Here is a 24,440-nt window from a genome sequence, read left to right as displayed (position 1 = left end):
GTGTCCACTTCGCGCCCCAGCTTCGCAGGAGCTACCGCCATTGCTGGAGTCGGCGAGTCTGAATACTCCCGCCGGTCCGACCCATCGGTCACGGATCTGTCACTGGCCGTCGATGCTGCGATTGCCGCGATTGCCGATGCCGGACTCACGACGTCCGAGGTAGACGGGGTGGTCGCGCCCTACATGGGCCCGGACACCGAGGAATTGATTGTCAATCTCGGGTTGAGCGGCGTGACCTACTCCAGTCAGATTCGACTTGGCGGGGCAAGTCCGGTCGCGGCGGTCGGATATGCGGCAGCTGCCGTGGCAGCAGGGCAAGCAGAGGTTGTCATCGTCCCCGTCGGCTGGGCCGGATACTCGGGGCAAAAGGCACGTGACCTGGCCTCGGTCGATCTGAGCACGCCCTACCGGCGCGCGGTCCATGAGCGTTATGCACCGAACGGTGCCACGTCACCGATGCAGGTGTATGCCCAGATGGCGCGCCGCCACATGTACGAGTTCGGCACGAGCGTCGAGGCGCTCGGACGGATCGCGGTCAACACCCGTGCCAACGCATTGCTCCATCCGAAAGCGGTGATGTCCAAGCCGATGACGCTGGACGACTACCTGAATTCCAAACTTATTGTTGACCCGTACCGGCTCTTCGACTGCTGCCTGGACACCGACGCCGGAGCCGCGGTGGTGGTCACCTCCTTGGAACGGGCCAAGGCGCTCGCCGCTCGGCACGGCCGAACATCGGTCGTCATCGACGGTTGTGCGGAGGCGCGCCCGACCGATCCCACTGACATGTTCAATCGCTCTGACTTCTTCGAGATCGGACTGACACGAGCGGCGCCCCGAGCATGGGAGATGGCGGGCTTGGGACCGGAGGACATGTCGTTCGCCCAGGTCTACGACTGCTTCACCTTTGAGGTGCTTCAGCAGTTGGAGGAAGCGGGGTTCTGCGGACGTGGCGAAGCAGATGCCTTCGTTCTCGGTGGTGCGACGGATCGAGGCGGACATGTGCCGGTCAACACCCACGGCGGCTTGCTATCTCAGGCCCATGCTCTGGGCATGAACCATGTGGTTGAAGCTGTCGTCCAGCTCCGAGGCGAGGCAGAAGCCCGCCAGGTCGACTCTGCTAGGCATGGCGCCGTGACCGGCTGGGGCGACCTGGGCGACGGTAGCCTGCTGGTGCTGTCTGGAACGGAATCCCGATGAACGACGCGATCGCACTTTCTGCGCTGGTCACCGAGGCAGTGCATCTCCAGATCTGTACTACTTGCGGTGCCGTGCACGCCGCAGCGCGACTGCGCTGCGCTGCGGGAGCCGACCACCACCTGGCCCGTGTCGAACTTTCCGGGCGAGGCACCGTCTATTCCTGGACCGTTACCCACGTCCCCATGAATACCTGGGCCAAGGGACGGACGCCCTACGTCACCGTGCTCGTGGAGTTGGACGAAGGCGTCCGGATGATGGCCCATCTGGATGGTGAAGCCGAGTCTGTGAATTTTGGTGTGCCAGTAAGGGTCTCGCGAGTGATCGAAGGCCAAGAGCCGTTTCTGCCCAATGCGCTTGTCGCACGGTTCGTACCTACCGACGTTGAGGAGTCCTGATGAATGCTGGGTCTGTACCGGAGGCGAAACTGCTCTTGCCGGGTTTGCGAGTCCTGGACCTCAGCGGCAACCTGGCAGGTATTTATGCCGGCCGACTCCTGGTGGACAGCGGAGCCGAGGTCAGCCGTCCTGCCGACCTCCTCGTGGAGTTGGGTGATCCCGGAACCGGGCGCAATCCGGCCGTCGAGCTGGATTTGCTCGCGTTGATGCAGCGGGGTGTCCACAAGGTTGCGCTCGATGATCTCGAGGGGATGTTGGACATTGTCGACCTGGTGATCGAGAGCGACGCGATGGACCTGGACCGCAGCAGCCTCCTGGCCCGTCGCCCCGACCTTGTGCTGGTCACGATCACGGACTTCGGTTTGACTGGGCCCCTCGGTGGGCAACGCAGCGGCAGTGCGTTGCGTCAGGCGATCAGTGGGTCGACGTACTGGCGCGGAATGCCGGACGCTGCGCCCGTGATGGCAGGCGGGGAGGTCGAGCAGTTCTTTGCAGGTACCTATGCCATGGCGGTTGCCCTGGCCTCATTGCGTCGGGCTCGGGAGATCGGAGTCGGGGACCATCTGGATGTCTCTGTCACCGAGGCCGCCAACCTGGGGTTGACCACGTTCGGTGCCACTCATGCGAGCCTGTCGGGTGCGTTGGGAACGAAATTTCCGAGCCGATCGGTCCAGGTTCCTGCGGTCGAGCAGACTTCTGACGGGTGGGTGGGGCTCTGTGCGATCTCTGCGCGCCAACGCCAGGACCTGATGTGCATCATCGGACGCCCTGACCTGGCGGATGCTGAGGAGATCGCCTACTCAGGTGCTGCCGCACCGAACACCGGTGCTATGCGGGAAGCGCTCCAGGAATGGGCCGCGGATATGACCACCGAGACGGTCGCCGATCTGGCCTCAGCAATCAGGGTGCCGGTCTCACCGATCGGCACCGGTGCCACCCTGATCGAGAACGAGCAGTTGAAGTCTCGTGAGTTCTTCCACCTCGAAGCTGACGGTGCACTCGGCGTCGCTCCCGCCTTTCGGTTCCGCGCCGCACCGGTGCAGGCCAAAGCCGGCGTCGTCGGGACGCCGACCGCCAATCGACCGCTGGACGGGTGGAAAGTCGTAGACCTCACCGCCTGGTGGGCCGGCCCCGTTTCCACACAGGTATTGGCCATGCTGGGTGCCGACGTCGTCAAGGTCGAGTCCGGCGCGAAACCGGATGGCATGCGCCTGTCGTTCGTCGACGATCCCACACGAGAGCGGTGGTGGGAGTTCGGCCCGGTCTACTACGCGGTGAACACCGACAAGCGCGGCGTCGCTATCGATCTGACGACTGAACGTGGCAAGGAACTGCTGACTGAAATGGTCCTCCAGGCCGACCTGCTGGTGGAGAATTTTACACCGCGGGTTCTGGAGTCCTTGGGGTTGGACTGGGACCGGATCCATGCGCAGAACCCTGGCCTCGTTACGGTGCGCATGGCGGCATTCGGACATGACGGGCCGTGGCGAGACCGCACTGGCTTTGCCCAAACGATCGAACAAGCCAGCGGTTTGGCGTGGACTACCGGCCACCCGGACGGTCCTCCTCTCTCGCCGCGTGGCGTTTGCGATCCGCTTGCGGGACTTCACGCAGCTTTCGCCGCGACCGCAGCGGTGCTGCATCGCGAAAGCACGGGCAAAGGCGGCACCGTCGAATTGTCGATGCTCGAGACCGCCGTGCACGCGACGATCGGGCAGGTGCTTTCGCACCGACGTACCGGTGAAGCTCCGCAGCGACTCGGAAACGGAGCAGCCGGAGGAATCCTTCAGAACGTGTACCGCGCTTCGGGTGCAGACGCCTGGGTCGCTCTCAGCGCGGTCGAGGCTGACCACTGGAGAGAGATGGTGCGTTTGGTCGATCTGACTGCGTTGATCGACGGTGATTGGGGTGACCAGAACCGTCGGGAAGCGCACCGGGAGGAAATCGAGAGGGCAATGACCAAATGGATTGGTCAGGAATCCGCCGAGAACGTGCGCGACGCATTGTGCCGGGTGGGCATTCCAGCTGCTGTCGTGCTAGGCGCCGGTGAGGTGCCCGCTCATGAGCAGTTCGTGCATCGGAAGTTCTTCGAGACCATCGAGCACCGGATTGCCGGCACTCACCCCGTTCCGGGGCCCCCGATCCGCTCGTCGACCCGGACACATGGCTGGCTGGGCACTCCTGCTCCGGTGCTGGGTGAGCACACCGACGAGGTGCTGCGGGATTGGCTAGACCTCGATCCGAAACAGACCGCCGCGTTGCGCATGGAAGGCGTCACTGCCGACGCTCCACACACTTTGACGAAGGGAAGCTGATGAAGGCATCGTTCGAGCAGTACTCCTCGGCATATCAGCATGTTGCAATGCGCAGGGAAGACGGGATTCTCGAGGTCACCTTGCACAGCGACGGAGACTCGATGATCTGGGGCGATGGCCCGCACACCGAACTGGGTTACGCGTTCGCGGATATCGGGTCCGATCCGGGTAATCGGGTGGTCATTCTGACCGGGGCCGGTGAACGGTTCCTGGGCGCCCTCGACAGCAGCTGGGTGGGCAAGATGCACCCGGCCAAATGGGACAAGATCTATCAGCACGGGCGACGTCTGTTGATGAACCTGCTGGAGATCGAGGTGCCGGTGATCGCTGCGGTTAACGGGCCGGCGCGAGTGCATGCAGAACTAGCCGTGATGAGCGACATCGTGCTTGCGTCGGACACTGCAGATTTTCAGGATGCTCCGCACTTTCGGAAGGGAACTGTCCCGAGCGACGGTGTGCATCTGATCTGGCCGGCGCTGCTGGGCCCGAACCGGGGACGTTACTTTCTGCTAACCGGTCAGCGACTCACGGCCGTGGAGGCCAAGGAATGGGGAGTGGTCAACGAAGTGATTCCGCGCGTCGAGCTCATGGACCGAGCGTGGGCGCTGGCACGCGACCTGGCCCGGCAACCGGACACGGCGTTGCGCTATGCCCGGGCTGCGCTGACACACGAGATGAAGCAGGTGCTGAGCCGCTCGTTGGGCTTCGGCCTGGCGCTCGAGGGGCTAGGTGCCTATGAGTCATGGCCGGAGGAGTAAAACGTAAGTATTTCAGGCCTTGAATTATTCGGAGTGCATACTTTATAGTTACACTATGATCTTTGTTACATTAGGAGCGGGCGAATGAGCGAGACTTCAGTGTCCATCGAGGACCTCAAGGCGAATGCAAGCTTTGCAGACCCAGCGGTCTTGCTGCTGGTTCTCGTCGAACTTACCGGGGATCTCAGCCTTCTGGAGGAGTTCGGGGCGCTGATGACGCACCCTCCGAAGACAAAGGTCCGTGGCCGCATCCCCTCCGGCGAATTACCACAAGCTGACCTCGACCGACTGGTGGTCATGCTCGTCGAGGCCCTCGGCAACCCGGTCACGGAACCGCGTATCAGTCTTGACGACGCCGCGATCGTTCGGATGCTCGAGATTGCCACCGGGTATGAAGTGCCAGGCGAGTATGCCGAACCGTTACGCGACCAGTCCGGTCTGCACCCCGCCCCGCAGCGTTCCCCGCGGACCCAGCCGGTCCCGGCTGGCTACAAGGTAGCTGTCTTGGGTGCCGGTATGTCCGGCATCGCCATGGCCACGCGTCTCGAGCGTGATGGCGTCGACTACACAATCCTCGAGAAGGAGAGTGAGGTCGGCGGCGTCTGGAACATCAATACTTACCCCGGAGTCGCGGTGGACACGCCGAGCATCTATTACTCGCTTTCCTACCAACTGCAGGATTGGACCCGGTTCTACCCGCCCGGTGCGGAATACAAGGACTACCTCGTCTCGCTGGCCACCAATCAAGGGATCATGGACAACGTCCAGTTCGGCAAGAAGGTTACCGGTCTGCACTGGCACGAGGACCGCTCCCTCTGGGAGATCAGCTACGTCGACGTCACTGACGCTGCAGCAACTCCGCAGAGCATGTTCGCCAATGCTGTTGTCGGAGGCTTGGGTTATCTCAATGAGCCGAAGTTCCCCACCGTGGATGGCGTCGATCAATTCGCCGGAGACAGCTGGCACACCGCTCGATGGAACCATGATGTCGACCTCTCCGACAAGCGGGTCGCGATGATCGGTACCGGCGCTACCGCAGTCCAGGTGGCCGACGCTCTGGCCGGCAAGGTCAAGTCATTCCATCTACTCCAGAGGCAGCCGTCCTGGATTCTGCCCGACATCATCGGCAAGGCCGACGTCCCGGAGGGAGAGCGTTGGCTCATCCGGAACGTCCCCTTCTACAACGAGTGGCTACGTGGCAAAACGTTCTGGTACTCCTCGGACGTCATCCAGTATCCCCGGGTGATGGTCGACCACGAGTGGTACGAGGCCCACGACCGGATGTCGATTTCCGACTCCAACCATGCAACGCTCGAAATGTGCATGGAACACATTGCGGAGAACTTCGGCGAGAGTTCAGAGTTGGCGAAGAAGTTGACTCCGGACTTCCCCCCGAATGCCAAGCGAAATGTCCGCGACCCCGGCGGTTACTACCCCGCGATCGCTGATGGGCGCATCCAGTTGGTCGACGACCCGATCAGCCGAATCCGGCCCGAGGGCATCGAGTTAGCCGACGGTTCGGTGCTCGAGGTCGATGTGATCGTGTACGCCACCGGATTCAAACTGCACTACATGACCGATCTGGACATCACCGGTCGCGGCGGGCGCAAGTTGGCCGAGGTGTGGGGTGACAATCCGCGGGCCTACCTGGGCGGCCTGGTACCGGGGTTCCCCAACCTGTTCAATACCTCACGTCCCAACGGTGCCCCGAACCATGGCGGCTCGCACAACTTCATCAGCGAAACCGGCACGCAGTACATCGTCGAGTGCCTGCGCTTGATGTTCGAAGAAGGCGCCTCCACGATCGAGCCCGATGAGGCGGTGATGGATGCCTACCTGACGCGTCTGGACAAGGACCTTGAGAAGACCATCTGGGGTTTGCAGACCACCGCGCACACGTACTACAGGAATTCCTCGGGCCGAATGACACTGCCTAACCCGTGGAAGCTGGTAGACAACTGGCACGACCACGTCGCGCCCAAGCGTGAGGACCTCGTGCTCAAGTGATCCCCGAACGCTTGCTGCAGGGGTTGGACCCGGATGCTCGCGCACTGCTGGACCAGCGCGGCGCCCCTCTCGACTACCGAAACCTGGACATCCTCGAGGCTCGCAAGGCCGTCGAGAGGCGTCCGCGGGCTGCGGGGGAGGACGTTGCTTCGTCCAGTGACCTCGAAGTCATCGGTGTGCACGGAGTGTTCCGGGTGCGAGTCCTACGACCGGTACTCGACGTCGAACTTCCGGCGATCGTCTATTTCCATGGTGGCGGGTTGGTCGTCGGTAGCATCGACAGTTTCGACGGCTTAGCTCGTTCCCTGGCGGTTGGCTGCCGCGCAGTAGTGATCAACGTCGATTACTACCTGGCTCCGGAACACGCGTATCCCGTTGCTACGGACCAAGCCTACGAAGCGTTGTGTTGGGTCGCTGAGCACGCTGCGGAGCTGGGGATTGATCTGGGTCGGATCAGCGTTGCTGGAGACAGTGCCGGCGGCCAGTTGGCCGCTGGTGTTGCCCTGCAGGCCCGTGACTGCGGTGGTCCGGCTTTGTTGGCCCAGTTGTTGTTCTACCCCGGGGTGGACTTCGACTGGGACTTCCCCTCAGCCGATATCTACGCGGAGGGGCCGATTCTGCTTCGGTCGTCGGCCGAGTGGATGAAGGCGCAGTATTTCGCCGGGCGGGGCCCCAAGGAGTTGAGCCCGTATGCGGTTCCGGTGCTGGCCGACGACCTGTCGAACCTTCCGGACGCGATCGTGGTCACAGCCGAGTACGACCTTATCCGTGACGGTTGCGAGAGATATGCCGAGCGGCTCCGACATGCTGGCAATCAGGTGGTGATAGCCCGGTATCCGGGAGTTGGTCACGGATTCATCACCCAAGGTCTGCGCCGAAGCCTTCTCGCAGTCTCTGACGTGTGTGCGTTGATGCGTTCCCGGCAGAACGTCGCAGTGGAACGCAGAGTGTCCATCGCACTTGCGACTCCTTAGGTGGAATCGAGATGGTTCCCCAGTGCAGGGCACCTCGATGACCTTCAAAGTCACGCTCAGCGGGCGCGGTGTCGGCAACACAACTCAAGAACAATCCCGGTGTTCTTTCAAGGGAACGGCGCGCCGGATCACCACAATCTGAATGGAGGGACACGATGGGAATCATCGATGTCGACGCACACTACGAGCCGACCGAGGACTGGTTGGACGAGTTTCCGAGCCTGAAGGAGCGTCTGCCGCAGAAGTACCCTGAGTCGGATCCGCGGTTCGCGCTGCAGGCGGCCGAGCAGTTCGCCTTCTTCCTGAGTCACGACATCCTTCGTCACCTCCCCCCGCAGGAGCGGATGCCGATCGATCAGCTGGTCACTCCGCACTGCAACCTGATGTTCGACGTCACCAAGTCGGATGCCGAGGAGGTGGGATACAAGAATGCCACGATGAACCCGGAGTTCGTCGATCCTGCTGTGCGGATCGGATGGCTTGATGAACAGGGTATTACCAAGCAGAACGTGATCTCCGGCACGGCCTACACACTGGCGCGGGTGATAGAGGATCCGGCGCTGGGTATGGAGACCTTGACTGCGATCAACACCTGGATGGCCGACCGCTCGGCGGACTGGCTGGATCGGATCATCCCGGCCACCACGCTGCGTTACGAGGATCCGGACTGGTGCGTCGCCGAGCTCACCCGTATGCGTGCAAAGGGCAGCCGCTTCTTCATGCTGAATGCCGAGCCTGTCGGCAACAAGCCGCCGATTGATCCGATGTACGACAAGGTCTGGGACGCCGCCGCAGATCTGGGAATGACCGGCGTCATTCATGTGGGTCTTGCTCCTAGGATGTTCCACCCTGGGTGGGCCAACCACAAGAACCCCGCCGTGATCCGTGTGTTGTCGACCAGTCACCCATCGCAGGCCGTCGAAACCTGGTTGACCGCGTGGATCATCAGCGGACACTTCGACCGGCACCCCAATTTTAATGTGGTGATGGCCGAGCAGGGTATCGACTGGGTTGCGCCTCTGGCCAACCGACTCGACCAGATCACCGTCCCCGGAGTCTCCAAAGCGATCGTCGCCGGCGGCTACGAGGGCAAGCTCAAGCCCAGTGAGTACATCCGTCGTCAGGTCCGTGTTTCGCCGCTGCCTACTCTCGGTTTCAACCCGGTGCCACTGCTCGAACAGCTTCCCGAGGTCGCGTGCTATTCGTCGGACTATCCCCACTTCGAAGGTAGCGACCGTCCTACACAACATTACGAAAAGCTGTTCGCGGAGCAGGGCGACTTGCAGATGCAGGAGAACTTCTTCTCCAAGAACATCTTGGATCTTTTCGCTCGCACCGGGGACCCGCTGCTGTGATCGAGGTCGGTGCGGCGCGGGCGCTGCTTTCACAGTGGTGGATTACTTACGACGAGGCAGAGTTCGACCAGTTCGAGTCGATGCTGCATCCGGACGTCACCTTCGAGTCCCGCAGCGACTCGGGGAAAGCGCCTAATGAAGCGCAGTTAGCCGGCAAAGCCGCAGGTCGGACGGCGGTGCTCGCCTGGCAGGTGGACCACAGGAAGGCGGGCCCGTTTCCGCTTCGGCATCAGGTGACGAATTTCTACCTGGTCACGGCGGGTGCGTCCGAGGCAGAGTTCCGGTCTACCCTTCTCGTTTCCAAGGTCGGTGAGTCCGGGATCGTGATGATGAGTTCGGGGCTGGTTTCGGGTGTGATGAGGCTCGATGAGGGAGCTTTGAAAATCGCCCGATTGCAGGTCGTTCTCGACAAGACGCCGTCACGTCCGTTGCGCGACGTGCTGGCCGATTCAGCAGGCGCCTCGGTCTGAGGTATCCGTAGCCACCGTTCGTCGGTGATACCCGCGTGCGCGGCCTCTCTTGGGGTCGCGCACGTTTGCTGTGTTCGAATCCGGTCGCCGGTGCGATTCGGACGTTCAGATGGTTGATGTCTTCACGATGAAAGGCGGGCGATTGTGAGCTCCTCGGTGTTCGGTTCCCTAGAGTTGCGCGAGGTGCAGCGATGACGGCTGTAGACGAGGCCATTCTCCTACTGAGGGTCGCGCTCGGTCTGATGATCCTGGCGCACGGTTACAACAAGATCTTCGGTGCAGGTGGTCTGTCGGGGACTGCGCATTGGTTTGCCGCGCTTGGTCTGCAGCCCGCCGGTCTGCATGCTCGGTTGGCCGCGGCGACCGAGATCGGGGTCGGTGTGCTGCTTGTCGTGGGTCTGCTCACGCCGGCCGCGACTGCCGGACTCGTAGGGCTGATGTGGGTGGCCACTCGGACCGATCATCGAGGTAAAGGCCCCTTCGTATTCCAAGGAGGTTGGGAGTACACGGCAATGATCCTGGTCTGCGCGGTGACGGTGGGCCTTGTCGGGCCTGGCCGGTATTCGCTGGATCGCCTACTGGGATTGCCGGGCGGCGGCCTTGCCTGGGGTCTGGCCGGTGCGGCGGTCGGGTTGATAGCGGGGGGCACTTTGTTGGCGGCCTGTTACCGCCCGAATGTTTCCGCTGATAATTATTAGGATGCCTCATTGCAAAGGGTCCGAAATAATGATGAAATAGCGGTGTACATAGCGCGAGGAGAGGACTGACGCATGGCACGGTCGGCAGTGATCGACGGATGGTTCACCCTGACTGAGGAGCCCGCACTGTTGGCAAAACAGTGTCGCGAATGTTTCTCAGTCTTCTTTCCGCCGCTTCGAGAGTTCTGCGGCAATCCGATCTGTGGATCGAATGCGCTGGAACGCGTAGAGCTTTCGCGCCGAGGCACTGTCTGGTCATACACCGATGCGCAGTACCAGCCGCCTGCCCCGTATATTGCGCCGGAGGGGGAATACGTCCCGTTCGGTCTGGCGGCGGTCGAACTCCCCGAGGGGCTTGTGGTCCTCGGTCAACTCGCCGACGGGTACGGCGTGGACGATGTCACCGTCGGCACCGAAGTGGAGTTGATCGTCGAAACGCTGAACCGAGTGGACTCCGATGATCTCGTGATCTGGCGGTGGAAACCGGTACCGGTTGCGCTGACGGGCTCGCAGGTGAACGCATGAGCATCGCCGGGGATCAAGTTGTCGTAGCAGGCGTCGGCATGCACCCCTGGGGCAAGTGGGGCCGTAACTTCGTCGAGTACGGCGTACACGCTGCGCGTGCAGCTCTGACGGACGCAGGTGTCCCGTGGCCGGAGGTCGACCTCGTGGTCGGCGGGGAGACGGTGCGCAACGGCTACGCGGGTTACGTGGCCGGTTCCACATTCGCTTCGGCGCTGGGCTGGAACGGCGCCACGATCGCCACCTCCTACGCAGCTTGCGCCACTGGGGCCCAGGCGCTCGACACTGCCAGGGCCAGAATCATGGCAGGTCTTTCCGACGTCGCCCTGGTGGTCGGTGCAGATACAACGCCCAAGGGCTTCCTGGCTCCCAATGCGGGTGAGCGGTGGAACGACCCGGATTGGCTCCGGTTCCGGCTTTTCGGGATGACCAACCCCGCGTACTTCGGCATGTACGCCAGACGCCGAATGGACCTGTACGGAGCCGCGAGCGAGGACTTCGCTGCGGTGAAGGCCAAAAACTCTCGGCACGGCATCAGTAACCCCAATGCTCGCTACCGCAAGGTGGTTGAGGTCGACGAGGTGATGGCGTCCGCAATCGTTTGTGACCCGCTGCACTTGCTGGACATCTGCGCGACCTCGGACGGGGCCGCGGCCGTGGTCTTGGTCAGTGCCTCATATGCGCGCAAGATCGGTCTCAAGACCCAGGTCAAGGTGCGGTCGGTCGCCACCGTGACCCCTACATACCCGGATGTCGTGCTGGACATGCCGAACCTGTCCACCGATTCCGCGATCGGTGGGACAGGTGGGATCGGCCCAGAACATACGTTTAAGCAGAACCTTCTGCGGGCGGCGTACAACCAGGCGGGCATCGGGCCCGAGGATGTCAGCCTGGCCGAGGTCTATGACCTCTCAACGGCGCTCGAACTGGACTGGATGGAGGACCTCGGTCTCTGTGAGCAGGGCGAGGCAGAGTCTTTGTTGAGGGCCGGCGAGACAACCATCGGCGGTCGCATCCCGATCAATCCGTCGGGTGGTCTTGCCTGCTTCGGCGAAGCCGTTCCGGCTCAAGCACTGGCCCAGGTTTGCGAGTTGACCTGGCAGCTGCGTGGCCAGGCCACAGGCCGCCAGGTCGAGGGTGCCACCGTCGGCGTAACTGCCAATCAGGGACTCTTCGGCCACGGTTCTGCTGTGGTGCTCAGCGTCTGAACCGAGTGAGTGTGCGCCCATTCCTTCACACGACCCAGCTCAGACATCGGCGCACAGAAAGGTGAACCTATGCATATTTCAGTCACGCCGGAAGAATTCTTGCCAGAGAAGTCCATGAATGCCGAGGAGGTCCCGAGCGACCTACTCGACGCATGGCGGCGCCAGTTGGCGAACGATCCCACCGCTTCGGCGATCCACTACTTTGACGTCTCACTCTCATTCGGAGAATTGGACCGGGCCGCGGATGCGCTTGCCAGTGCCTTGCTGGACGAAGGCGTGCAGGCCGGGGACCGTCTGGCGATCTTCTTGCAGAACGACCCGCAATGGCTAGTTAGCCTCGTCGCTGCCTGGAAGATCGGCTTGGTAGCCGTGGCTGTTAATCCGATGGCGCGAGGCAAGGAGTTACTGCACCTGTTCACGGACTCGGCAGCCACTGCGGTTGTCGCGCAGGACGCACTTTACGCGCGTGAACTTCACGCTATCCGCGACAAGATTCCTGCTCGGGTGGTAGTCACCACTCATCCGTTGGACATGACTCCGCGAGCAACGGTCCCAGAGGCGATCGGGCGCAACATCCCGGCGCCGGTGCACAGCGACGGGGTCCTCAGATGGAGCGATGTCATGGCCACGCACGTTGGCCGGTCGGTCGAGGCGGCGGGCAAGTGCCCTGAGGCGGTCGCGCTGTTGACCTACACATCGGGTACGACCGGTCCAGCCAAGGGGGCGATCAACGTGCACCGGTCGATGGTGGGCGCTGCTCAGGTATATATCGATTGGTGGGACATCCGTCGGGGACAGGACGTAGTGCTCTGCGTTGCTCCGATCACTCACATAACCGGTTCAGTGGCAGGCGCGGCTTTGACTTTGGTTTCCGGCGCACCGATGGTGCTGATGCACCGGATGGACCCCGAGACTGTCCTGGCGCTCACTGAGCGCTGGCGAGCCACCTTCGTCGTCGCAGTCAGTACGGCATATTCGGCACTTTCCAGTAGCGACAACCGGGCTTCGTACGACGTTTCCTCGTTGACCAAGACCCTGTCCGGAGGCGCACCGCTCTCAGCCGCCCTAGCCCGACGAGTCTTCGACGCGACAGGGTGGAACCTTCACAGTGTCTACGGAATGACCGAGGCGCATGGGCCGACCCACCTGGTGCCCGACGGCGCCGAGGTGCCGATTGACCCCGAGAGTGGTGCACTCTCGGTTGGTGTCACCGTCCCTGGCTTCGAGACCCGGATCGTGGACGTCGTTTCAGGTAGCGATTTGTCGGTCGGAGAACTAGGGGAGATCGTGATTCGCGGGCCGGGCATCATTCCTGGCTATTGGGAGCTCCCCGAGGAAACTGCGCACGCGATTCGTGACGGCTGGCACTTCAGCGGTGACCTCGGTCGCGTTGATGAGAACGGTTGGCTCTTCGTGGTCGACCGGCTCAAGGACATCATTGTGGCCGGCGGATTCAAGATCTATCCGCGTGATGTGGAGGACATCCTCCAAGAACACCCCGCGGTGAAGGAAGTATCCGTCGTGGGAATTCCCGACGAGTATCGCGGCGAGACGGTGAAGGCCTATGTCTCGGTGATCGGGGGAGTGCAGGTCAGCAGTGAGGAACTGATTGCCTTCTGTCGTGAGCGGATGGCCGCCTACAAGTATCCACGGCTGGTGGAGTTCATGGACGAACTGCCGCGCAATGCCTCGGGCAAGTTGCTTCGTCGCGAACTTCGCGCCAGATGACCCGATAGATCCCACCCAGTTTCTACAGCGCTCGTGGTTCGGTGTCCTTGCCGCAGCGTCCTGAAAGGAATCAAATGCCTTCATATCAGCACCTCTCAGTTCACCGGCCTAACCCGACTGTTGTGGTGGCCGAGCTGGCGCGTCCGGCGAGACTCAACGCGATTACGTTCGAGATGTTCGACGAGTTCGTGACCTTGCAATCGGAGGTCGACGGAGATCCCGAGGTACGGGTGCTCGTGCTGACCGGCGAAGGCCGAGCGTTCTGCGCCGGGTTGGACCTCGACGAGGCTGCGTTGCTGCCCGGTATGGTGCCGATGCACATGTTGGCCGAGCAAGAGAAGTGGGCCACCTCTATTGCCGGCTTCCGAACGATGAAGAAGCCGGTCATCGCCGCTGTCAACGGTGCTGCAGCTGGGGCGGGCATGGGCCTCGCTTTGGCAGCAGACATCCGGATCGCATCCCCCGCGGCTCGGTTCAACGCGGCCTTCGTCAAGATCGGATTGTCCGGTGGCGATGTAGGTACTTCGTGGTTGCTTCCGCGCCTGGTCGGGCTGGGTCGCGCCTACGAAATTCTCCTGACCGGAAGGTTCGTCGACGCCAATGAAGCGCTACGTATCGGAATGGTCACAGAAGTAGTGGAAGCAGAGGACCTGATGCCGAGGGCACTTGCGCTCGCCGAGGTATTGGTTGGGAACAGTCCGATCGGCATGGAACTCACAAAGCACGTCGTCCAGCAGAACGTGGATGCTCCGAGCCTTGAGGCTGCGTTGGCGCTGGAGAACCGCAACCAGGTCCTCAGCAGCCACACGGCCGACATGGCCGAGGCACTCACTGCGTTCCGCGAGAAGCGTGCGCCCAAGTTTCAAGGACGATGACCTGACATGACCTCCATTCCGGCCCCCTTGGACCCAGAAAATCTAGATCTGAGCCCGTCAGACCGTGCCAAGCGGCTCACTGACGACCTTCTTGACTTCATGCATAACGAGGTCTTTCCAGCCGAACCGACGTACCACGAGCAACGTAACGGGGGCGGACCTCACGAGCATGTCGTGCCCCAGGTGGTCGAGGAACTCAAGGTAAAGGCGCGTGCGCGTGGTCTGTGGAACCTGTTCCTTCCGTCTGTCTCCGGTTTGACCCAACTGGAGTACGCAGGCCTCGCCGAGCTCAGTGGCTGGAGCCTGGACATCGCCCCTGAGTCGATGAACTGCAGTGCCCCGGATACTGGCAACATGGAGCTGCTTCACTTGTTCGGCAGTGACGAGCAGAAGGCGACCTGGCTCCGTCCGCTGTTGGAGGGAAAATTCCGTTCGGCATTTTCCATGACTGAGCCGGCGGTGGCGAGTTCAGACGCTACGAATATCGAGACGCTCATCCAGCGTGATGGCGATGAGTACGTGATCAACGGGCGCAAGTGGTGGACCAGCGGCGCAGCCGACCCGCGTTGTCGCTTCCTGATCGTGATGGGCAAGACGGATCCTGCTGCGGTGCGGCACCGTCAGCAGTCGATGATCATCGTGCCGATCGATACTCCGGGTGTGACCGTGGTTCGGGACATTCCTGTGTTCGGTCGCCATGACCAGCATGGTCATGTCGAGATCAACTACGAAAACGTGCGGGTTCCGGCGAGCAACCTGATCGGTGAGGAGGGAGCCGGATTCGCGATTGCCCAAGCACGGCTCGGTCCCGGACGGATCCATCACTGCATGCGTGCCCTCGGCGCAGCGGAGCGGGCATTCGACTTGATGGCGCACCGCGCGCGGGACCGTATTGCGTTCGGTAAGCCTCTAGCTGAACAGGGGATGGTTCAGCTACAGATTGCCGAATCCCGCATCGCTATCGAGCAGGCCCGGCTTTTGTGTCGTCAGGCGGCACGAGTGATCGATACTGCGGGAAACCAAGCGGCTGCACCCTATGTCGCGATGGCCAAGGTTGCAGTTCCGCGTGCCGCGTTGGACGTCATCGACCGCGCGATCCAGATTCACGGTGGTGCTGGCGTCAGCGATGATATCCCGCTCGCTGCAATGTACGGCTGGCATCGCGCGATGCGACTGTTCGATGGACCGGACGAGGTCCACCTGCGCGCCATCGCCCGTGCTGAGATCGGAAGCCGGTCATGAAACGTCACATTTACACGGAGGACCACGATGCGTTCCGCGACTCCGTTCGTGCCTTCGTACAGCGTGAAGTCACGCCGAACCTCGACTCCCATGTAGCCGACAAGGGTTTTCCCCGAGACCTTTGGTTGGCAGCCGGACGTCAGGGGCTGCTCGGACTGGAGGTTCCTGAGAAGTTCGGTGGCTCAGAGGCCGGTGACTACCGGTTCAATGCGGTCCTCATGGAGGAATTGGCCAAGGTGAACATGGCGCTGCCAAGTTGTATCGGCATCCATGCCGACATCGTGGCCCCTTATCTGGTCAAGTTGACGACAGTCGAGCAGCGGGAGCGGTGGCTGCCTGGCTTCGTGACTGGGGAGATGACTACGGCGATCGGGATGACGGAACCGGGCTCCGGTTCGGACTTAGCCGCGTTGCGCACGACGGCGGTGCCCGACGGAGAAGGTTGGATACTCAACGGAGCCAAGACCTTCATCACCAATGGGTATTCTGCCGACCTGATCCTGGTCGCCGCCCGGACGGGCCCGGGTAAGGGCGCGAGGGGGATCAGCCTGTTCGCTGTGGAGAGTTCGATGGAGGGCTTCTCCAGAGGACGCAAGCTGGACAAGGTCGGGCAGGAAGAAGCGGACACCGCCGAACTCTTCTTCGAGAATGTACGGATCCCCGCCGAGAATCTTGTCGGCGAGGTGGGGCAGGGCTTTGTCCACATGATGAATCTGCTGCCCCAGGAGAGACTCAGCGTGTCAGTGATCAACATGGCTCATGTTGCGCAAATCCTAGAGGAGACGATCGCCTACACCAAGGAACGCCGCGCGTTCGGACAATCGATCTCCAGCTTTCAGCACAACGCATTCCTGCTGGCTGATCTTGTCACGAAGGTCGAGGTCTCCCAGCATTTCGTCGATCATTGCGTAATGGCGCACAACCGGCAGGAACTCTCTGTCGTCGATGCAGCCAAAGTGAAACTGTGGACCTCCGAGGTGCAGAACCAGGTCCTCGACAATTGCGTCCAGTTGTACGGCGGGTATGGATACATGAACGAGTATCGAGTCGCGAGGGCGTGGCGAGATGCCCGGCCCAGCCGCATCTACGCGGGATCGAACGAAATCATGAAACTGATCATCGGCAGGGAGATGGGATTGTGACAAGCATGGACCACAGCGCCGCGGTCGCGGCGGACTTCGGCCTCGACGTCGTCGGCTTGCGTGTGCACATTGCCCAGCAGATTCCCGAAGTCGGAGAACTGCACGCGACACTGATTGCAGGGGGGCGCTCGAATCCCACGTATCAGGTGACAGACGGTGACAACCAATGGATTCTTCGGCGTCCGCCCCACGGACTGGTGCTCGAGTCTGCGCACAGCATGCAGCGCGAGTACCGAGTCATCCAGGCCTTGGCCGGTACCGCGGTTCCGGTTCCAAGAGTCGTGTTGACCTGCGAGGATCCCTCAGTGATCGGAGCTTCGTTCTATCTGATGGAACAGCTCGACGGCCGCACCATTCAGAATCGTGAGCAAACCGAAGAGCTGTCCGAGGCGGAGCGGCACCGACTGACCGAGGCAGTGTTATCCACGATGGTGGCCCTGCATAAGGTGGACCCCGCGGACGTCGGGCTCGAGGAGTTCGGCCGGGCGGACGGGTTCTTGGAGCGTCAGCTCCGGCGTTGGCGCACCCAATGGAACGCCGCCCACACGGTGGACCGACCCGAGGTCGATGCGCTAATTACAGAGCTTGCTCAGAGCATGCCGACGCAGTCCCGAGCCGGATTGGTTCACGGGGACTTCAAGATCGACAACCTCATGGTGGGACACAGTGATCCGGGTCAAGTAGTGGGGCTGCTGGACTGGGAGATGTCCACGCTCGGCGACCCGCTCACCGATCTTGGCTTGTTGTTGAGCTACTGGGACGAGGAGGGGCAGCCCTTTCACCCACTCAGCGCCGGGATGACTGCCTTGCCAGGCTTCGGATCCCGTGCAGAGTTGGCTATTCGCTATGCGGAGTCCGTTGGTCTAGACGACATGGACGTGATCGACTGGTACGTCTCGCTGGCTGACCTGAAGCTCGCCGTGATCTTCGAGCAGATACATGTCCGGCATCTACAGGGACAAACCGTCGGCGAGGGTCATAGCGGGATGGGGGAGATGGTTGAACCGCTGCTGGTTCGTGCGCTTCACCGGGTGCGCCGGAGCTGACGGTCGGCGTCTCCCCATGGTTCGCCAGCCTCAGCTGTGTGTCAGGGCGATTGGTTGGTGATCGGCTGATCGAGCGCGCAGTTCCGCCGTGCTTGCGGCGAGTGCGCTCGAAAAACAGCTTGGCGGGCAGCGGTCGAACGAGCCTGCCGCTGAAACTGTTTCCCATTTCCGGTCGGGACTCGAAAAGTGCATCGCAGTGCTGGATCATTGCGATAACGCCAGCGGTTGCGGAGGGTTTCTCGCCAGCTGAGGCAACAACGATGGACCGGGATGGTTGTCAGTTCTGGTGGGCATTGTGCATTAGCGCCTGCTGACGAGGAGCAACCCGTCCCAGACCTGGCTACCACAGGCGAATCGTGGCTGTGCGTACTCTGCCGTTGGTAGACCCGTTTGTGTTGCTGCTCTTGGTGATTGACCACTCCGCCGTATCAGGGTTCGGTGCCCATCGAGCTGGCGGTGCGTGATCACGTCCTGGGGTCTTTACGTCCTGTCACGCGTAACATTAACCTGGATGCACCGATTCACTAGCGGCCGGCCGCAAGTCGTAGACACGAAATGCCTTGTCGTAGTGAGAGAATGAGATTTCTTGACGATCACATTCAGTCGCAACGAAGGGAATCTCGCAATGGGCGCCGTTTTCGATCGCCCCTACGCACCTTCGACCTTGGGTTCGTTCCTGCGTGAATACGCCTTCGGTCACCTGCGCCAACTTGACGCCGTGGTGTCACGGTTTTTCTGCGGGCTCGCAGAAGCCGCTCCGATCGTCGCTGAAGTTGACGGCCGGGTGATGATCGACATCGACGATTCGATCATCGAAGTTCACCGGCACGGCCAACAGGGATCCGGTTACGGCTTCCGGTGTCAGAGGCTTGAACTCCCTGATCACCCTCCTGTCCACCAGTTGCCACCGCACCCGTGATCGTCGGACAACGACTGCGGAAAGGTAGCTGCGACTACTCCCGCGGAGTAACCTGGATTATCGCCGATACACTCACCGCCGTCGGCCACATGCGCGCAACAGCAGCCATCCCTGCGCTACATCAGGCAATGACGCTGAGTCGCAATTAGTACCGAAACCCCTGTTACGCGCAGATTTGGCGTTCATCGAGTATCCCACCATCGGCGCGGTAGTTCGCGGCGACTCGGACGTTTCGGTCACCGCTGGACTGAACTCGGTGATGAGATCCGCGATCGGCGCCATCGCAGACGATACCGCGGCACCGATCGAATACACCCACGCTGTCTTCGACGAAGAAACGCAGCGGTGGATCTCGGTCGCTGAAGTCGCCGAATCCTGTTCATTGCGTTCGCCTCGCAGAAGAAAGCCCACCACATTCACGGTCGGTTGATTATCCAACGCATCCTGGATCTATCGGCGAAGAACGACCAGGGATAACGTCAACTGTTCGACGTGTGGCGGTTCCATGCGTTTTCACTACCAAGCCCCGGCCGGGTTCGACACTGTTGCTGCTGACCAAACTTATCGCCGAGACGGGAAGACGGGATCCTTGCTCATCGCAGGCACACAGTCATTGGGCAAGTGCATGCGGATCTGAAGAACTCTGCCCTCGTGCGCATGCCATCAGCGCATTTTTGCGCCCACGCTGCCTGGCTGGTCTGCGCTGTCATGGCATTCACTCTCCTGCGCTGCAGCGACACTGACCGGTGACCCTACACTGGTGAAATCGACCGCCGCCCACCCGAAACAAGTTGATTTCGGTTGCCACACGGATTGCTGGCTCCGCTCGCAAGCTGACGCTGCATTTCCCGACCGGCTGGCCGTGGGAGAAACCGTGGATGACGTTGTTCGAGGGCATGTTCCGTCGGAATGTGCCGATCACCGCCTGACTGATCCGACTATTGCCCGTCGGCAATGCGAATGCCCAGTACCGTCGCGACATCTGAGGTCGGCTGATCAACTATTCCCGTCCACTTCCCATGTTGCACAAGAGAATTCAGAATCAGCGCATCGGTGCATTCAGGCTTAGATGACCAGGTTCGAGTATTGCTCAGCCTTCGCCAACCAAGAGGCGGACCCATCCCGACGTGGTGGTGGTAGTCAAATGCATCAGTTTCGGACTTCGAGCGGGTCTCGCGCAACATCGAATCAATATTGCCATCGACGTTGCGGCTATCATGTCGCGGCGAATCGATCCTAAAACTGTTGAGCGAAGACAGATTTCATTAGGTGCATCGTCGGGAACGAACACTCCGCGTGCTGATTTCTGGCACCGCGCATCAGAGGTCCGCGCGGGTCCAGCAATTCCTCTGATGAGATGCATATCCGGAACAACTAGGCGCACGCGAGAAGGGGCGGATGAACAGCGCGCCTGACTCTGACTGCCTCAGTGCCGTTTCGGGACAGCAGTATCAAGTGACGCGGTACCAGAGCGGGTTCCAAAGATCGTGAGTGCCAAGCTGGCCCCGACGAAGACCATGCAACCCCCTCCGATCAAGACCCAGCGCGCTCCAAAATACTCGCCGGCAGCACCCAGCAGAGGCGACCCAAACGGAGCCCCGCCCAGCAGTACAGCCATATAGAGCGCCATGACCCTGCCTCTGTACTGGGGGTCGGTCGCCATCTGCACCGTGACATTAGCGGCCGTCAGGACCGTCAGCGCCAAGACGCCGAGGATCGGCGCCCAGAGAGCGAAGCTCAGGTAAGTCGGCAAAAGGCCTGCGATGACTAGGGCTAGGGCGAACCCGTACGCAGCCTTGACCACGAATCGGCTGGTGACGTGTTCGCGACGTGCGGCCAGCAGGGCGCCGGTGAGGGATCCGACCGCCAGGCAGGACCCGAGAAGGCCGAACGCGCCAGCCCCTCTGCCGTAGACCTGGGTAGCCATCAACGCGGCCGACAGTTGGAAGTTCAGACCAAAGGCGCCGCAGAACCAAACCACCACAAGCACGACCATAATATCGGAGCGATCGCGGACGTAGCGTACGCCGTCGCGAAGCATTTTTGGTTGCCGTGGCGTGGGTGGGGGTGCGGTGATGGCGTTGGCGTTCAACCTGAAGAGCGCAATGATGACGGCAGCGTAGGTGAAAGCGTTCACAATTATGACCCAACCGGCGGCAGCGACGCCCGATCCAAGGGCCGCGATCAAAAGTCCAGCCAGAGCCGGGCCGAGCAGTCTCGCGATATTGAACGAAACCGAGTTGAGTCCTACGGCATTGACGAGTTCGTCTGGATCGACAAGCTCAGGAATGAACGATTGCCGTGCCGGTCCTTCGACGGCGGCGACGATGCCGAACGTGAAAACCAGTACGTAGACGTGCCAGGGCTCTGCCATCCCTGTGACCGCCAAGGTTCCCGTGACTGCGGACACCAGCGCGAGTAAAAGATTCGCCAATTGGAGGACGCGGAGTTTTCGGAAGCGGTCGATGACCACACCTGCATACGGCCCGAAGAGCAAGGTCGGCAGGAACTGAAGACCAATGGTGATGCCGATTGCGATGCTGCTGTTGTCCGTGAGCTGTAAGACGAGCCAGTCTTGGGCGACCCGCTGCATCCAGATCCCGACATTGGAGACGATTCCACCTGCCGAGTAGAGCCGGTAGTTCGGGTTGGCGAGGGCACGAAATGTTGTGCTCATTCGGCCCGTTGGCCCGCACGTGAAGTGAGGGAACAGCACCGTTTTCGTATTATTGCAGGCGTCCACGGCATGTTGGTTTCCTACCTAACTGTGTAGACACGATATGTGTAAGAGTCATTACAATTAGGAAGCCTACATAAATATCCGGCGTCTGGAGGCAGAACGAGCCGGGATATGTGGGTGATTCAGCCGAAGAACGCATAGGTAAGTTTCAGAGATCCGCGCTCCAGGTTGGATTCGGCGCGCTCGAACAGCCCATCGTGATCGTGAGGCAAGGATTCGTAGCCTGTCCCTCGTTCCTACGACCAAGCCGACATGGCCCGCATTCCTACTAGCGAAGGCATGACAAATTTATGGGTCTGGGACGACGATTACGACTGCCTTGCCCTTTACCTCGCCTCGATCTAGAGCGTGTAGAGCGGTGGGTAGTTCGTCGAATCGAAATCTATTACCGATGTGCGGCGCCACCGTGCCGGAGGCCACCATCTTGTCGAGTGCCTCCGCTTGTCGTCCTATCAGCTGGTGGTCGCCCACGAGGAAGGCGCCGAATGCCACTCCGGTGACGCTGACATTGCGAAGCAGCAGGCGGTTGAGCTTGATTTCGGGTATCTGCCCGGCCGCGAATCCGATCACGAGCAACCGCCCTTCGGTGGCAAGACCACGGATCGCTTCACCAGACAACCAATCTCCTAACGGATCGAGTACTGCGTTGACACCACGGTCATTTGTCATCTTCCGGATTTCGTTGGAGAAGCCTGGTCGGAGAAGTATGGTTTCGGTTGCGCCTGCGACGGTGGCAGTTTCGGCTTGTCCTGAGTCGGTGACACCCGCGATGACACGTGCGCCGAGGCCCTTGGCGACTTGGACAGCGGCAGTACCTATTCCGCCCGCGGCACCCATGACGAGTACCGTCTCTCCGGGTTTGACTGCGCCGCGGTGGGATAACGCGAAAAGAACCGTGTGATAGTTGACGACCATCGCTGCTGCAGCGGCGAATTCAACGGAATCAGGCACATGGACAATGGAGTTGAGTGGAACCGCGACTTGCTCTGCGTAGCCTCCCTGCCAAACGAAAGCGGCTGCTCTATCGCCACTCTTCCATCCAGACCCCGCCGGGGCGTTGATGACAGTGCCGGCAACTTCGCAACCGGGAATCGTCGGAAGTTCAGGTTTGTGCTGATATTGACCTTTGATCATGAGTAGATCGGGAAAGTTGACACCAATCGCATGGACCCGAAGGATGATTTCGCCGTGGGCGGCTAGAGGCAATTCGACATCTACCCGTGACAGCCCGTCCGGTCCGGTGTAGTCGCGCAATTGGAAAGCTTGCATTTTCTCACTCCCGAGATATCTGAGGGCTGCGTGTTGTATTTTCTTCGGCGCAGTCACTCTGCGTATGTAAGGTAAATGGATTGGCCGATCATCGCCGGCCTGTCCTGGCCGTTGAGTTCCACCCGAAACGAGACTGTGTATCGCACACCTCCGTCTTCGCGCCGGCGCGTTTCCATGAGTTCGGCTGCGAGACGTATTTCCGAGTCAACCGGTACTGGATTAGTGAATCTAACTCGATCGAGACCGTAGTTCGTTCCCCTCACTTGGTCGGTCACCTCCAGCAATTTGTCAAGCATGCGGGGAAGCAAGGATAAAGTGAGATATCCGTGAGCAATCGTGGTCCCGAATGGACCTGACGCGGCGCGTTCGGGGTCTACGTGGATCCATTGGTGGTCATCGGTTGCGTCGGCAAAAGTTGTGACGCGGCCCTGGCGGATCGATAGCCATTCAGTGGTACCAAGGTCATGTGCTCCCAATTGAGCCAGCTCGAAGACGGTTAGTCGCAGGGGCATCGCCGCTTATTCCTTTCGTGTGGTGTCGTTGTGGCGGGGTAAGTCTCGTCAGTTTGAGTAGGGTCAAGCTTTTTGCAGGAGAGTCGGTCGATAAACTCTGATGCCAGGCGATCGTTGCGTTCATTGCTCGTACCGTCCTGAATGATTCAGATATTTCGCTACAGGGACAAATTCACCGGTGTGCGGAGTATCCTGTGTTCCTTCTTGCCAGTTACTAAGATTTCCATCCTTCCCCGCGGACTCGCCATGCGTCGCCTCGTCTCCTCCGGCCGAGGACGGGACATTGGCGGCGCGTGCCCTCGTTATTCGACCCGATTTGCTGCTACGCCGGGTGGGCATTGAGTAGTTACGTCGGGAATGCAATTCCGAGCACGTCGAATACCTTGGGGTCGACCAGGGTTGAGGTGTCTCCGAGGTCGCGGCCTTCGGCGACGTCGCGTAGGAGGCGGCGCATGATCTTGCCGGATCGGGTTTTCGGCAGTTCCGGCACGATGGTGATCTGACGGGGTTTGGCGATGGGGCTGATGTCGGTGGAGACCTGAGCCTTCAGCTCGGCGATCAGGATGTCGCCGGTGTTCTCGACGCCTTCGCGCAGGATGACGAACGCGACGATGCCCTGTCCGGTGGTCTCGTCGGCGGCGCCGACGACGGCGGCTTCGGCGACGCCGTGATGGTTGACCAGTGCCGATTCCACTTCGGAGGTGGAGATGCGGTGACCGGAGACGTTCATGACGTCGTCGACGCGGCCGAGGACCCAGAGAGCGCCGTCCTCGTCGTACTTGGCGCCGTCACCGGCGAAGTACCAGCCTTCTTCGGCGTAGCGGGACCAGTAGGTGTCGCGGTAACGCTCCATGTCGCCCCAGATGCCGCGGAGCATCGCCGGCCACGGCTCGTCGAGGACGAGGTAGCCGTTGCCGCCGGGGCCGAGGGGCTTGGCGTCGTCGTCGACGATCTTCGCGGAAATACCCGGTAGCGGCGCCATCGCGGATCCGGGCTTGGTGGCGGTGATACCGGGCAGCGGGGAGATCATGATGGCGCCGGTCTCGGTCTGCCACCAGGTGTCGA

20 protein-coding genes and 1 pseudogene are annotated in these 24,440 nt (G+C 61.2%); 17 read left to right on the top strand and 4 right to left on the bottom strand.

The annotated features are described in order from the left end of the window. The 17 genes and pseudogenes from FEZ60_RS24740 to FEZ60_RS32660 form a co-directional block, all read left to right on the top strand. Window positions 1-1,200, top strand: coding sequence for a thiolase family protein (locus FEZ60_RS24740; protein WP_202026503.1), 1,200 nt, complete (start codon window positions 1-3; stop codon window positions 1,198-1,200). Beyond that, window positions 1,197-1,595, top strand: a complete 399-nt coding sequence (locus tag FEZ60_RS24735; RefSeq protein WP_172937262.1) for an OB-fold domain-containing protein — start codon at window positions 1,197-1,199, stop codon at window positions 1,593-1,595. Before FEZ60_RS24740 ends, FEZ60_RS24735 begins: the two co-directional genes overlap by 4 nt. Further along, a complete protein-coding gene (locus tag FEZ60_RS24730) occupies window positions 1,595-3,910 on the top strand; it encodes a CoA transferase (protein ID WP_172937261.1) in 2,316 nt (771 codons plus the stop codon). The genes FEZ60_RS24735 and FEZ60_RS24730 overlap by 1 nt, the downstream gene beginning before the upstream one ends. Further along, the gene (locus tag FEZ60_RS24725; RefSeq protein ID WP_172937260.1) at window positions 3,910-4,668 is read left to right on the top strand and encodes an enoyl-CoA hydratase/isomerase family protein; all 759 of its coding nucleotides are present in this window, start codon (window positions 3,910-3,912) and stop codon (window positions 4,666-4,668) included. The genes FEZ60_RS24730 and FEZ60_RS24725 overlap by 1 nt, the downstream gene beginning before the upstream one ends. Window positions 4,669-4,752: 84 nt before the next feature. Beyond that, window positions 4,753-6,675: an NAD(P)/FAD-dependent oxidoreductase gene (locus FEZ60_RS24720; RefSeq protein WP_172937259.1), complete on the top strand. Its 1,923-nt coding sequence runs from the start codon at window positions 4,753-4,755 to the stop codon at window positions 6,673-6,675. After that, on the top strand, window positions 6,672-7,649 hold the full coding sequence (locus FEZ60_RS24715; RefSeq protein WP_172937258.1) for an alpha/beta hydrolase: 978 nt from the start codon (window positions 6,672-6,674) through the stop codon (window positions 7,647-7,649). Before FEZ60_RS24720 ends, FEZ60_RS24715 begins: the two co-directional genes overlap by 4 nt. A gap of 155 nt (window positions 7,650-7,804) precedes the next feature. Continuing rightward, window positions 7,805-9,004: an amidohydrolase family protein gene (locus FEZ60_RS24710; protein ID WP_172937257.1), complete on the top strand. Its 1,200-nt coding sequence runs from the start codon at window positions 7,805-7,807 to the stop codon at window positions 9,002-9,004. Continuing rightward, window positions 9,001-9,474, top strand: coding sequence for a nuclear transport factor 2 family protein (locus FEZ60_RS24705; protein WP_172937256.1), 474 nt, complete (start codon window positions 9,001-9,003; stop codon window positions 9,472-9,474). Before FEZ60_RS24710 ends, FEZ60_RS24705 begins: the two co-directional genes overlap by 4 nt. 191 nt (window positions 9,475-9,665) lie before the next feature. Further along, a complete protein-coding gene (locus FEZ60_RS24700) occupies window positions 9,666-10,172 on the top strand; it encodes a DoxX family protein (protein WP_172937255.1) in 507 nt (168 codons plus the stop codon). 72 nt (window positions 10,173-10,244) lie between these two features. Further along, on the top strand, window positions 10,245-10,697 hold the full coding sequence (locus FEZ60_RS24695) for an OB-fold domain-containing protein (protein WP_172937254.1): 453 nt from the start codon (window positions 10,245-10,247) through the stop codon (window positions 10,695-10,697). Next, a complete protein-coding gene (locus FEZ60_RS24690; RefSeq protein WP_172937253.1) occupies window positions 10,694-11,902 on the top strand; it encodes a lipid-transfer protein in 1,209 nt (402 codons plus the stop codon). Before FEZ60_RS24695 ends, FEZ60_RS24690 begins: the two co-directional genes overlap by 4 nt. 69 nt (window positions 11,903-11,971) lie before the next feature. Continuing rightward, a complete protein-coding gene (locus FEZ60_RS24685; protein ID WP_172937252.1) occupies window positions 11,972-13,630 on the top strand; it encodes an AMP-binding protein in 1,659 nt (552 codons plus the stop codon). A 74-nt stretch (window positions 13,631-13,704) separates the two neighbouring features. Further along, the gene (locus FEZ60_RS24680; protein WP_172937251.1) at window positions 13,705-14,505 is read left to right on the top strand and encodes an enoyl-CoA hydratase-related protein; all 801 of its coding nucleotides are present in this window, start codon (window positions 13,705-13,707) and stop codon (window positions 14,503-14,505) included. A 6-nt stretch (window positions 14,506-14,511) separates the two neighbouring features. Further along, complete coding sequence (locus tag FEZ60_RS24675; RefSeq protein WP_172937250.1) at window positions 14,512-15,747, top strand: acyl-CoA dehydrogenase family protein; 1,236 nt, start codon at window positions 14,512-14,514, stop codon at window positions 15,745-15,747. Further along, the gene (locus FEZ60_RS24670) at window positions 15,744-16,889 is read left to right on the top strand and encodes an acyl-CoA dehydrogenase family protein (protein WP_172937249.1); all 1,146 of its coding nucleotides are present in this window, start codon (window positions 15,744-15,746) and stop codon (window positions 16,887-16,889) included. Before FEZ60_RS24675 ends, FEZ60_RS24670 begins: the two co-directional genes overlap by 4 nt. A gap of 5 nt (window positions 16,890-16,894) precedes the next feature. Next, window positions 16,895-17,935, top strand: a complete 1,041-nt coding sequence (locus tag FEZ60_RS24665; RefSeq protein ID WP_172937285.1) for a phosphotransferase family protein — start codon at window positions 16,895-16,897, stop codon at window positions 17,933-17,935. A 616-nt stretch (window positions 17,936-18,551) separates the two neighbouring features. Continuing rightward, window positions 18,552-19,783 (top strand): annotated as a pseudogene (locus FEZ60_RS32660) (IS1380 family transposase); the annotation flags it as partial. Between the two features lie 497 nt (window positions 19,784-20,280). Here the strand turns inward: FEZ60_RS32660 and FEZ60_RS24650 are convergent. From FEZ60_RS24650 to FEZ60_RS24635, 4 genes are all read right to left on the bottom strand, one after another. Further along, the gene (locus FEZ60_RS24650) at window positions 20,281-21,597 is read right to left on the bottom strand and encodes an MFS transporter (protein WP_172937246.1); all 1,317 of its coding nucleotides are present in this window, start codon (window positions 21,595-21,597) and stop codon (window positions 20,281-20,283) included. A 285-nt stretch (window positions 21,598-21,882) separates the two neighbouring features. Next, complete coding sequence (locus FEZ60_RS24645; protein ID WP_172937245.1) at window positions 21,883-22,863, bottom strand: NADPH:quinone oxidoreductase family protein; 981 nt, start codon at window positions 22,861-22,863, stop codon at window positions 21,883-21,885. A 53-nt stretch (window positions 22,864-22,916) separates the two neighbouring features. Further along, complete coding sequence (locus FEZ60_RS24640) at window positions 22,917-23,375, bottom strand: MaoC family dehydratase (RefSeq protein ID WP_172937244.1); 459 nt, start codon at window positions 23,373-23,375, stop codon at window positions 22,917-22,919. A 346-nt stretch (window positions 23,376-23,721) separates the two neighbouring features. Continuing rightward, a partial coding sequence (locus FEZ60_RS24635) for an AMP-binding protein (protein WP_172937243.1) occupies window positions 23,722-24,440 on the bottom strand: 719 nt, incomplete at its 5' end.

It is taken from the genome of Rhodococcus sp. MS16, from assembly GCF_013277795.1.
Classification (GTDB): Bacteria; Actinomycetota; Actinomycetes; order Mycobacteriales; family Mycobacteriaceae; genus Rhodococcus_F; species Rhodococcus_F globerula.
Note: the sequence above shows the minus strand (reverse complement) of the source record. Positions and strands in the feature narration are given on the sequence as shown.

Bases quoted from the DNA above. Each gene is read 5' to 3' on its own strand.
- FEZ60_RS24735 (WP_172937262.1), top strand. From the start codon at position 1,197: ATGAACGACGCGATCGCACTTTCTGCGCTGGTCACCGAGGCAGTGCAT.
- FEZ60_RS24730 (WP_172937261.1), top strand. From the start codon at position 1,595: ATGAATGCTGGGTCTGTACCGGAGGCGAAACTGCTCTTGCCGGGTTTG.
- FEZ60_RS24725 (WP_172937260.1), top strand. From the start codon at position 3,910: ATGAAGGCATCGTTCGAGCAGTACTCCTCGGCATATCAGCATGTTGCA.
- FEZ60_RS24720 (WP_172937259.1), top strand. From the start codon at position 4,753: ATGAGCGAGACTTCAGTGTCCATCGAGGACCTCAAGGCGAATGCAAGC.
- FEZ60_RS24710 (WP_172937257.1), top strand. From the start codon at position 7,805: ATGGGAATCATCGATGTCGACGCACACTACGAGCCGACCGAGGACTGG.
- FEZ60_RS24700 (WP_172937255.1), top strand. From the start codon at position 9,666: ATGACGGCTGTAGACGAGGCCATTCTCCTACTGAGGGTCGCGCTCGGT.
- FEZ60_RS24695 (WP_172937254.1), top strand. From the start codon at position 10,245: ATGGCACGGTCGGCAGTGATCGACGGATGGTTCACCCTGACTGAGGAG.
- FEZ60_RS24690 (WP_172937253.1), top strand. From the start codon at position 10,694: ATGAGCATCGCCGGGGATCAAGTTGTCGTAGCAGGCGTCGGCATGCAC.
- FEZ60_RS24685 (WP_172937252.1), top strand. From the start codon at position 11,972: ATGCATATTTCAGTCACGCCGGAAGAATTCTTGCCAGAGAAGTCCATG.
- FEZ60_RS24680 (WP_172937251.1), top strand. From the start codon at position 13,705: ATGCCTTCATATCAGCACCTCTCAGTTCACCGGCCTAACCCGACTGTT.
- FEZ60_RS24675 (WP_172937250.1), top strand. From the start codon at position 14,512: ATGACCTCCATTCCGGCCCCCTTGGACCCAGAAAATCTAGATCTGAGC.
- FEZ60_RS24670 (WP_172937249.1), top strand. From the start codon at position 15,744: ATGAAACGTCACATTTACACGGAGGACCACGATGCGTTCCGCGACTCC.
- FEZ60_RS24665 (WP_172937285.1), top strand. From the start codon at position 16,895: ATGGACCACAGCGCCGCGGTCGCGGCGGACTTCGGCCTCGACGTCGTC.
- FEZ60_RS24645 (WP_172937245.1), bottom strand. From the start codon at position 22,863: ATGCAAGCTTTCCAATTGCGCGACTACACCGGACCGGACGGGCTGTCA.
- FEZ60_RS24640 (WP_172937244.1), bottom strand. From the start codon at position 23,375: ATGCCCCTGCGACTAACCGTCTTCGAGCTGGCTCAATTGGGAGCACAT.